The sequence below is a fragment of the Actinotalea sp. C106 genome, from assembly GCF_023630195.1.
In the GTDB taxonomy this organism is placed as follows: domain Bacteria; phylum Actinomycetota; class Actinomycetes; order Actinomycetales; family Cellulomonadaceae; genus Actinotalea.
This window is the reverse complement of sequence record NZ_JALPKN010000129.1, coordinates 1-8758: the sequence shown is the minus strand read 5'-3', so window position 1 is coordinate 8758 and position 8758 is coordinate 1. Positions and strand designations below refer to the sequence as shown.

Here is an 8758-nt window from a genome sequence, read left to right as displayed (position 1 = left end):
CAGCGGCGAGCGGGAGCTCCCACCCACCCACGACGACGGGCGGCGGGAGCACCGCAGGGGGCGCTGAGTGCTGCGTGGCCGGCTGCTCGTCCTGCGGGGCGGAGACGAGGGTGGTGCCCGACGCCGGGCCGGGACGCCCCTCGTGCGAGGTGAGGGTCACGGCCGCCGGGGAGGCCGCGGGCTCGACCGCTTGCGCGACGTCGAGCTGGACCGAGAGGCCACCGACGCCGAGCACCGTCGCGCTGAGCACGGCGAGCAGGGTCGCCACGAGTCCGCGTGGGCCACGCGTCATCACACGACACCTCCTCGGGGCGACGGGGAGGCCAGGCTACCGGGGAGACTCTCGGGGGCCCCCTGCGGAGCTATCGGGCGGATCGGGGTGGCAGCAGGTCGACGCACTCGCCACGGAGCGGCGTGAGGATGGCCTCGGCGAGCTCCTCGAGCTGGTCGATCTGCTGTCCGCCGAGAAGGTCGAACACGCGCGTGCGGACCTCCGCGACGTAGCCGGGCTCGACGTCGGCGAGGAGACGCTCCCCGACCTCGGTGAGCCTGGCCAGGGTCTTCCGAGCGTCGGCGGGATCGGTGCTTCGCGTCAGGAGGCCTCGGCGCTCCAGGCGGCCGACGATGCGCGAGAGGTGAGACGGCGTCACGCTCGCGGTCGCGGCCAGACGGCTCATGTGGATCTCGCGGTCCTCACCGGTCGAGAGGCAGCGCAGCACGCCGAACTCGGCGTGGCTGAGGTCGGCCGCCTCCTCGAGCCACGCGTCCAGCTCGGCCGGAAGCCACATCATGACGCCGACCAGGAGTGACCACGTGCGGTCCTCCTGCGGGGAGAGATGGTCACTGGCGGGCACGATCCCATCATAGAGGTACTTGCCGCGGAAATGAATCGGGGCTAGCGTTCCTTTCCGCAGCAAGCATCCGCTGCGCCTCCTCCACGAAAGAGCCCATTGATCATGCGCGCTGCCCGCTACCACTCCTACGGAGCTCCCGAAGTCCTCGTCGTCGAGGATGCTCCTGAGCCCCACGCCGGAGAGGGCTCGGTCCGCGTCGTGGTCCGCGCCACGAGCGTCAACCCCATCGACGTCCTGCTGCGAGCCGGGCAGCTCGTCCAGTTCCTGCCGCTGGACCTGCCGGCGGTTCCCGGTCGGGACGCCGTCGGCGTCGTGGACGAGGTCGGTCTGGGCGTGACGGACGCCCGCGTCGGGGACGTCGTGTTCGGTCTCGGCGGGGTGAGTGACACCACCGCCGAGCTCGCGGTTCTCACCGCATGGAGCCCCGTCCCCGAGCAGTGGTCGATGGAACAGGCAGCGGCGGCAGGGCTCGCGTCCGCTACCGCCGCCGCTTCCCTCGAGGCCCTCGGCGATCTGGACGGGATGACGGTGCTCATCGAGGGTGCCTCCGGCGCCGTGGGTAGCGCCGCCGCGGCGTTCGCCGTCGCCGCTGGCGCGACCGTGGTCGGCACGGCGCGCGAGCGCAGCTTCGCCTTCCTGGAGTCGCTCGGCGTTCTGCCGACGACATACGGTCCCGGACTGGCCGAGCGGGTGGCCGCCCTCGTCCCTGGTGGGGTGGACGCCGCCCTGCACGCGGCGCCGTCCGACTCCCTCGCGGACCTGGTCGCGATCGTCGGCGACGCATCCCGCGTCGTCACGGTCGTCGACACCCAGGGCGCCGCCAGGCTGGGAGCGACGAGCGTCAATGCCCGCAACGACTCGGCTCTCCTGCGGCACGCGGCCGCGCTCGGACGCGACGGTCGTTACACACCCCGCGTGGACCACGTGCTCCCGCTGGCCGACATCGTCCAGGCACACTCTCTCGCCGAGAGCGGAGGCGGCAAGGTCGTGATCACGCAGCAGTGACCAGCTCTGCGTGGACGGACGGTAGGCGAGCCGGACCGGGCCCTCGGGCCGGTCCGGCTCGCCCAACCCTCAGGCCGCCGCCCGCCACTCCTCCGCCACCGCACTCAGGCTCGCAATCCGCCGCGTCCGGTCCAACGACGGGGTCACCAGCACCACCTCGTCGGCCTGTGCGCGTTCCTGCAGGTCCCGCAGCCCCGCAACGACGTCCGTTGCGGTACCCGTCACCATGCGCGGGTCCAGGTGCTCCCCCGCGCGGCGCATGGCGGCGAACTCCGGAGACCGCGCGAAGGTGGTGACCTCCTCCGGGCGGATGGGCTCCCGGATGCCGCGGCCGAGGTTGCGCATGGTCAGCGCCCAGCCGGCCTCGAACTCGAGGACGTCGTCGGGGTCGTCGCTCGCGTAGGTCAGCACGGAGATCGCCGAGTGGGGCTCGGCGCGCATGCCGGCCATGCCCTCGCCGGGCTGGAACTCGCGGCGGTACCGCTGCAGCACCTCGACGGCGATCTCGGGGCTCATGTGGTGGGCGAAGACGGCGGCCAGGCCGTTGGCCGCGGCGAACTGGGGGCCGTAGCCGCTCGAGCCGAGCATGAACACCTCGGGGCGGTCCTCGACCACGGGGGCCGCGACCAGCGGCGCGTACGGGTGGCCCTCGGCGAACCCCTCCCCGAGGAAGGACAGCAGCTCGGCGACCTGACCGGGGAAGTCGCTCGCGACGTCGACCGAGGCGCCACGGCGCAGCACGTGCGCGGTCAACGGGTCGGTGCCGGGGGCCCGGCCCAGGCCCAGGTCGATGCGCCCGGGGTGCAGGGCCAGCAGGGTGCGGAACACCTCGGCGACCTTGAAGGGCGAGTGGTTGGGCAGCATGATCCCCGCGGCCCCGACGCGGATGCGCTCGGTGCGGCCGGCGAGCGCGGCGATGAGGATCTCGGGGGCGCTGCAGGCCAGGGACCGCATGTTGTGGTGCTCGCTCACCCAATACCTGCCGAACCCGGCGCGCTCGACGGCCTGGGCGACCTCGGCCGCCCCCTCGAGGGCCTGGGCGGGGGTCTCGCCGTGCTCGATCCCGACGAAGTCCAGGACGGCCAGGGGCAGGGTGGGGTTCTCGGTGCTCACCTCGGTGGCAACCGGGCCCTGTGGGGCGGCATTCCGGACGTGGCGAGCGGCACACCTGTGGCAGCGTGAGGGGCATGTCCACGTCGATCACCGACGTCCCGGGCCTGCGCGTCGGCCAGGTCCACCGCACCGGCGACGGTTGGCTCACCGGGGTGACTGTGGTGCTGCCCCCGCCGGGCACCGTCGCGGGGGTCGACGTGCGCGGCGGCGGGCCGGGCACGCACGAGACCGACGCCCTGGACCCACGGACCCTGGTCCCGACCGCTGACGCCGTGGTCCTCACCGGGGGCAGCGCCTACGGGCTGATCGCCGCGCACGGGGTGCAGCGCTGGTGCGCCGAGCAGGGGCGGGGGTTCCCGGTCTCGGAGGTGCCCGGTGAGGTGGTGCCCGTCGTGCCCGCCGCGGCGATCTTCGACCTGGGCCGCGGAGGTCGCTTCCACGCCCGACCCGACGAGCAGATGGGGTACGACGCCGCAGCCGCCGCCGGGTCCTCGCCCGAGCACGCCGTCGTCGAGCGGGGCAACGTCGGTGCCGGCACGGGGGCGGCCATCGCGCGGCAGAGCCACAAGGGCGGGGTGGGGACGGCGTCGGTGCGGCTGAGCGGGCCGTGGTCGGACGTCGTGGTGGGTGCGATCGTCGTGGTCAACGCCGCGGGTGCCCCGACGAGCGGCCGACCGAGCGCAGGGGCCGACGCCGGCTCCACCGACACGGGGCCGGCCGATGGGGCGATGCCTGCCCCACCGCTCAACACGACCCTCGCCGTCGTCGCGACGAACGCGGCCCTCGACCCGGCCGAGACCTCCCGCACCGCGACCACCGCCCACGACGGCATGGCCCGCGCCCTGAATCCCGTGCACACCCTGGCCGACGGCGACCCCGTCTTCGCCCTCGCGACTGGCCAGGTCGCGCTGCCTGGGCCGGGCGATCGCGCGGCGAGGGTGGGCGCCCTGGTGGAGATCCAGGCGGCGGCCGCCCGGGCGGTGGAGCTCGCGATCCTCGACGGCGTCCGGTCCGCGACGGAGGTGCGCACCGAGCGCGTGGAGCTGCCGGTGTGGCCCGGTGGGGCCTGATCTCGGCGTCGGTAGGTTGGACCCATCGGGAGTCGATATCGGGGGGCATGGACAGGTGCGAGCGCAACGGTGGGCCGCGCTGTCCGCGGCGGTCCTGAGCACGGCGGTCATCGGTGGCTGCAGTGCCGACGGTGGGTCCGGTGCAGGGCAGGTCGAGGCGCCCCAGACAGCCGCCACCGAGGAGTCTCCCCCGGTCGCACTGCCACAGGACGGGGCTGTCGATGACGCCGCCGTCTGCACCGCCTTCGGAGATGTGCTGACGATCGTCGAGAACGCGGAGCTCGGTCTCGCGAGCGGTCGTATGGAGGATCAAGAGCGCGACGGCTGGTTCGGGCTCGCGACCCGTGTGCTTGATCGACTGCCTTCCACCGGAGAGAGCGCCGTCCAGACCGCGATCGGTGAGCTGCAGGAGATCGCTCCGGTCATCCCGGCTGGGGCAGGCGCCGATCCGACCGGCCTCCGCTCCCCAGAGTGGTACGACGCTCAAGGAGCCCTCAGTACCGCATGCGAGGAGCTCGGCGCCCCGCTGGCGATCAGCGTCTTCACCGGCGGATGACCCGACGACCGTCGTCCGCCCTGGTTCCGAGCCGCACCGCAGCTGCTGGCGACCGCCACCCTTCCTACTGGCCGGGCACTGCGCCTGTGGTGAGGTCGTCGAGGAACTCCTCGAGCTCGGGCTGGCGGGAGTCCGCGTCGTAGTAGAAGCGCACCACGAGCTCGGAGGCCGGTGCGACGCCCATGTACTGGTGCGTGGTCACCGTGCCGTCGGTGTGGGTCAAGTACCACGCGTCAGCGAGGTCGCCGTGCGCCTCTGGCTCAGCCGTGCAGGTGCGGCCCTGCCCCTCGGCTAGCTCGCACAGGTGCGCGGCGGTCTCAGCGGGAGGCGTCGTGCTCGTGGCCACCACGAGGTGCGCGGTCGGCCGATCGCCAGAGCCCTCGAGGGTGACGACGTCGGGGTAGGCCTCGTCCGACTCGGCGACGTAGCCCTCGGGCAGGGGCGCATCCAAGCCGTGGATGCCAGGCCAGTCATCCCCGTCGCCTGTCGACGCCGCCCCGGACGCGCACCCGACGAGCCCCGCCACAAGAGCCAGGCTGACGACGGGGAGGGACCTCGATCGCATGGCCGCGACCGTAGGCGCAATGCTCGACGCCGAGGTGGCCGTGGGGTGAACGCGCGTGGTGCCGAGGTCTCCGCGGCGTCATCTCGTCGGGGTAGCGTGCGCGCGAGGACCCCTCTCCACAGCGTCGTCAGACGCCGACCCGATCGGATCCCGCGATGCCCCAGACCACCCCCCACGTCACGTTCGTCTGCCAGAAGAACGGTGGCAAGTCTCAGATGGCTGCTGCCCTGATGCGCCACCTGGCGGGGGACGACGTCATCGTGACGTCTGCCGGGACCGCACCCGGCGCCTCGTTGAACGCGCAGTCGGTGGAGGCCCTCGAGGAGATCGGGGTGGGGGTCGGGGACGAGCACCCCAAGGCACTGACCGCAGCGATGATCGAGGCCTCTGACCTCGTCGTCGTGCTCGGCGCCGAGGCTCAGGTCGAGGCGACCTCGGGCACGCGGATCGAGACGTGGATCACCGACGAGCCGTCCGAGCGTGGCATCACCGGCATGGAACGGATGCGACTCGTGCGCGACGACATCCGGTCACGGGTCGAGGACCTGCACCGCCGGCTCTGAGCTCGGAGACCGTCGCAGATGCCCTACTGCTCGTTGGCTGGACCGACCGCGAGCGGTATCCGCTCTCCCCCATCGCTCTCGTCACGCAGGTCGCGCCTGATGAGGTAGGCGTCCGAGCCGAGGGCCACGAGAGCTGCGGCTCCACGGGCTGCCTGAACCAGTCGATCAGGGTCCGGCCCATAGAGGTAGCAACACATCTCACTACCCTCCTCCTCGACGTCATCGACGAACTCGTTGTCGTCATCGAGGAGCTGATAGACCGCTGCGATCACGTCGTCACTGATCGCGTGACGATCGACGTCGAACCGTAGCTGCACTTCCCACTCCGCAGAGCTCTGACCCGTCGATGAGGGCAGCTCCTCGTCGTCTGGGCGGTCGGCGGAGCCGGAGGAGGTACTCGGCCGCACGTAGATCTGAGGGCCTTGGCCGGGCTCGGCGCTGACCCTGGCCTCCATGACGAGGCCAAGTCTCGCGACCATCTCGTTGATGGGCGTCATCAAGGTGTGGATGGACTCATTCATGAGGTCTTCGGGGACGTCGCTCCCGAAGGTGAGCAGAACTCCCGACCAACGACTCTGCACCTCACCAACCCTCTCAGCCGATGCTGCTTATCACGCGATAGCAGACGGGTCTGGCCCACGCTCCGTGGCGTTGGGCTCAGAACAGGAGTTGGACGCTAGCAGCGGGCAAGGCATCTGTAGAGGGTGTCAGCGCCCCGGGTGAGGATGGGGACATGACGACCACGCCACAGCCCGCCCGGATCCTCACCGCCGTCACCGCCGGGGTGGCGACCACCGCCTTCTACGCGACCCCTGACGTCTTCGCGTCCCGCGCAGCGCGCGTCTGGGCGAAGGCCGGGATCGGCGCCGTGCTCCTGGCGAGCTCTGCCCCCGACCTCCAGACCGCGCGGGAGACCTGGCGCGAGGAGCGGGCCCGGGCCGCGGAGGCCGCCGAGGAGCAGGACGGCCCGGTCGGTGAGCTCGGCGACCTGCCGGACAACCACCTCGAGGACCCCGTCGTGCCGGTCAACCCGACCGAGGTGTGGGAGGGCATGAACACCCGGGGCAAGGCCGTCGTCGCCGGGATCACCGTCGGGGCCGTCGCGTCCTCGGTCGCGCTCATGGTGCTCGGGGAGCGCTGGGTCTTCCGACGTGGCGAGGCCCGGGCCGCTGCCGGCAAGGCCCTCCCGCACACCGGCCCCGCCATCGCCTACGGCGTGCTGGCGGCAGGGGTCGCGCTCCTCCCCTACCCCTCGGACCGCGCCTCAGCCAGCGCCGAGTAGCGTTGGGGAACAAGCCTCAACCACCCAGCCCGCCCAGCAGGTTCCCGACGTCGGGCAGCCGACCCAGGGCGTCGCGGGCCAGCAGGAACCCGACGATGCCCACCACCCACGCCGTCGTCTCCGCCCCGGTGCGCTCCATCCACCCCTGCAGGCGTAGCAGCGGAGCCTCCACCAGCCGGCGGGCCACCAGCCGCGCCAGGAGCAGGACGAGGGCCGGCAGCACCATGACCACGCAGTAGGCGGCGAGCACCCCGACCTGCTCGACGACGCCCAGGCCCGAGGTCGAGAGCAGCCCGATCGCACCGAGGTACGGGAGCATCGTCGCGACCTCCGCAGCAGCCGCCCCCAGCGCTAGGGCGAGCAGCGCGCCACCGCCGCCCTGCCCACTCATGGCGCGCTCGCGCCACCGCATCAGCCGGCCCGGCCCGCTCGCGGCCTCCCCACCGGCGGCCTTCCCGCCAGCGGGCTTTCTGCCGATGAAGAAGCTCCACACCAGCAGGCCCGCACCGATCACCAGCTGCGCCACGCTGCCGCCCGGGGTCTCGAGCACGCCCTGGGCGCCGTCCAGCACCGCGTCGGCTCCGGCGAGCAGCGCGACACCGACCGCCAGGTAGAACGCCGCGACCGTGCCGAGGAAGGCCAGCACCCGGCCTGGCCGCAGCCCGGTGGGGGCGAGCATGAGCCACAGCGGGATCAGCAGGGTGCCGAAGCTCGTGCTGTCGATCAGGGCGAGGACGGCCAGCGGCCCGAGGAGCTCGAAGGTCATGGGTCGAGCGTGGGGCGCGGACCGCGACGTCGTCGTCGGGCGAAGGCGGGGGGCCTGCGTACATCCTTCGGCTGACCTGCCTGAGCGGGCGCTGTGCTGGGATGGCGGGATGGACGGGCCGGTGGGGTGGTGGCGGCGCGAGGCCCGGGGCACCGCGCGACGGCGGGTCGTGAGCGACGCCGCGGTGACCTTCCTCGTCGGCGTGGCGCTGCTGTGGCTGGGCATGGTGGGGGTCTGGACCTCGGGCCCCGGGCCGGTCGAGAGCGCGTGGGTGCACCTGGCACCCCTGGCCGTCGGCTGCCTGGTGATGCTCGCCAAGAACCGGCACCCGCTCGGGGCCCTGGCCGCCGGCGGGCTGGTGCTCGTGGTCGACGCGGCCCTGGGTGGCAGCGTCGGGGTGCTGCTGGTGCTGATCGACCTGATCTACTCGGCCGCGCTGCGCACCGGGCCGGCAGCCTTCCGGCGGCTCACGGTGGGGGTCGGGCTGACCGTGGGGGCGGCCGCCGTCGCGGGCCTCGTGGCCGAGCGGACCGTCGCGGGGGCGGTGCTGTTCGCCCTGCAGGCCTTCGCGGTGCTGGGCACGCCCCTGTGGTGGGGGCTCACCGTCCGTAAGCAGGCCGAGCTCACCGCCCTGGCCGAGGAGCGGGCCGCGGACCTGGAGCGGCTCGCCGAGCTCCGCGAGCGCGAGGTCCTCGCCGAGGAGCGCACCCGCATGGCCCGTGACCTGCACGACGCCGTCGCCGGGAACCTCTCCGCGATCGCGATCCACGCCGAGGCCGCACTCGCCGCCACCCCCACGACGTCGGACTCGAAGGCCTCGCCTCGCCCCTCGCTCGAGGCGATCCGCGCCGCGAGCGTGCAGTCCCTGCACGAGATGCGCTCCATGATCATGCTGCTGCGGGCCGCGGGGCCGCCGGGAGCGCCCGGCACCCTCGACGCCGCGAGGGCTCCCGAGCAGGCCGCGCCCGACGACGCGACCTCGCC

The 8758-nt window shown here is 73.0% G+C and carries 12 protein-coding genes; 6 read left to right on the top strand and 6 right to left on the bottom strand.

Annotated features, from left to right (window positions below; translation table 11 throughout):
• Together L0B03_RS10095 and L0B03_RS10090 are read right to left on the bottom strand one after the other, a co-directional pair.
• The coding region (locus tag L0B03_RS10095) for a hypothetical protein (protein ID WP_250445672.1) at positions 1 to 292 on the bottom strand (292 nt) is incomplete at its 3' end.
• Positions 293 to 362: 70 nt separating this feature from the next.
• The gene (locus tag L0B03_RS10090) at positions 363 to 854 is read right to left on the bottom strand and encodes a MarR family winged helix-turn-helix transcriptional regulator (protein WP_250445671.1); all 492 of its coding nucleotides are present in this window, start codon (positions 852 to 854) and stop codon (positions 363 to 365) included.
• Between the two features lie 102 nt (positions 855 to 956).
• On the opposite strand from L0B03_RS10090, the gene L0B03_RS10085 reads away from it, so the two are divergent.
• Positions 957 to 1859, top strand: a complete 903-nt coding sequence (locus tag L0B03_RS10085) for an alcohol dehydrogenase catalytic domain-containing protein (RefSeq protein ID WP_250445670.1) — start codon at positions 957 to 959, stop codon at positions 1857 to 1859.
• A gap of 69 nt (positions 1860 to 1928) precedes the next feature.
• On the opposite strand, the gene L0B03_RS10080 is transcribed toward L0B03_RS10085, so the two are convergent.
• Positions 1929 to 2972 (bottom strand): LLM class flavin-dependent oxidoreductase, encoded by a 1044-nt coding sequence (locus L0B03_RS10080; protein WP_250445669.1) that lies wholly within the window; start codon positions 2970 to 2972, stop codon positions 1929 to 1931.
• Positions 2973 to 3046: 74 nt separating this feature from the next.
• Here L0B03_RS10080 and L0B03_RS10075 point away from each other — a divergent pair, with 74 nt between their 5' ends.
• Together L0B03_RS10075 and L0B03_RS10070 are read left to right on the top strand one after the other, a co-directional pair.
• The gene (locus tag L0B03_RS10075; RefSeq protein ID WP_250445668.1) at positions 3047 to 4042 is read left to right on the top strand and encodes a P1 family peptidase; all 996 of its coding nucleotides are present in this window, start codon (positions 3047 to 3049) and stop codon (positions 4040 to 4042) included.
• A gap of 253 nt (positions 4043 to 4295) precedes the next feature.
• The gene (locus tag L0B03_RS10070) at positions 4296 to 4598 is read left to right on the top strand and encodes a hypothetical protein (protein ID WP_250445667.1); all 303 of its coding nucleotides are present in this window, start codon (positions 4296 to 4298) and stop codon (positions 4596 to 4598) included.
• A gap of 64 nt (positions 4599 to 4662) precedes the next feature.
• On the opposite strand, the gene L0B03_RS10065 is transcribed toward L0B03_RS10070, so the two are convergent.
• The gene (locus L0B03_RS10065) at positions 4663 to 5049 is read right to left on the bottom strand and encodes a hypothetical protein (protein WP_250445666.1); all 387 of its coding nucleotides are present in this window, start codon (positions 5047 to 5049) and stop codon (positions 4663 to 4665) included.
• A 269-nt stretch (positions 5050 to 5318) separates the two neighbouring features.
• Between L0B03_RS10065 and L0B03_RS10060 the strand changes: the two genes are divergently transcribed.
• Complete coding sequence (locus tag L0B03_RS10060; protein WP_250445665.1) at positions 5319 to 5726, top strand: low molecular weight phosphatase family protein; 408 nt, start codon at positions 5319 to 5321, stop codon at positions 5724 to 5726.
• Positions 5727 to 5749: 23 nt separating this feature from the next.
• Here the strand turns inward: L0B03_RS10060 and L0B03_RS10055 are convergent, their stop codons facing one another.
• The gene (locus L0B03_RS10055) at positions 5750 to 6247 is read right to left on the bottom strand and encodes a hypothetical protein (RefSeq protein WP_250445664.1); all 498 of its coding nucleotides are present in this window, start codon (positions 6245 to 6247) and stop codon (positions 5750 to 5752) included.
• Between the two features lie 212 nt (positions 6248 to 6459).
• Between L0B03_RS10055 and L0B03_RS10050 the strand changes: the two genes are divergently transcribed.
• Positions 6460 to 7008, top strand: a complete 549-nt coding sequence (locus L0B03_RS10050) for a hypothetical protein (RefSeq protein ID WP_250445663.1) — start codon at positions 6460 to 6462, stop codon at positions 7006 to 7008.
• A gap of 16 nt (positions 7009 to 7024) precedes the next feature.
• Here the strand turns inward: L0B03_RS10050 and L0B03_RS10045 are convergent, their stop codons facing one another.
• The gene (locus L0B03_RS10045) at positions 7025 to 7774 is read right to left on the bottom strand and encodes a GAP family protein (protein WP_250445662.1); all 750 of its coding nucleotides are present in this window, start codon (positions 7772 to 7774) and stop codon (positions 7025 to 7027) included.
• 109 nt (positions 7775 to 7883) lie between these two features.
• On the opposite strand from L0B03_RS10045, the gene L0B03_RS10040 reads away from it, so the two are divergent.
• Positions 7884 to 8758 (top strand): histidine kinase (locus L0B03_RS10040; protein WP_250445661.1); only part of this gene is annotated, 875 nt, incomplete at its 3' end.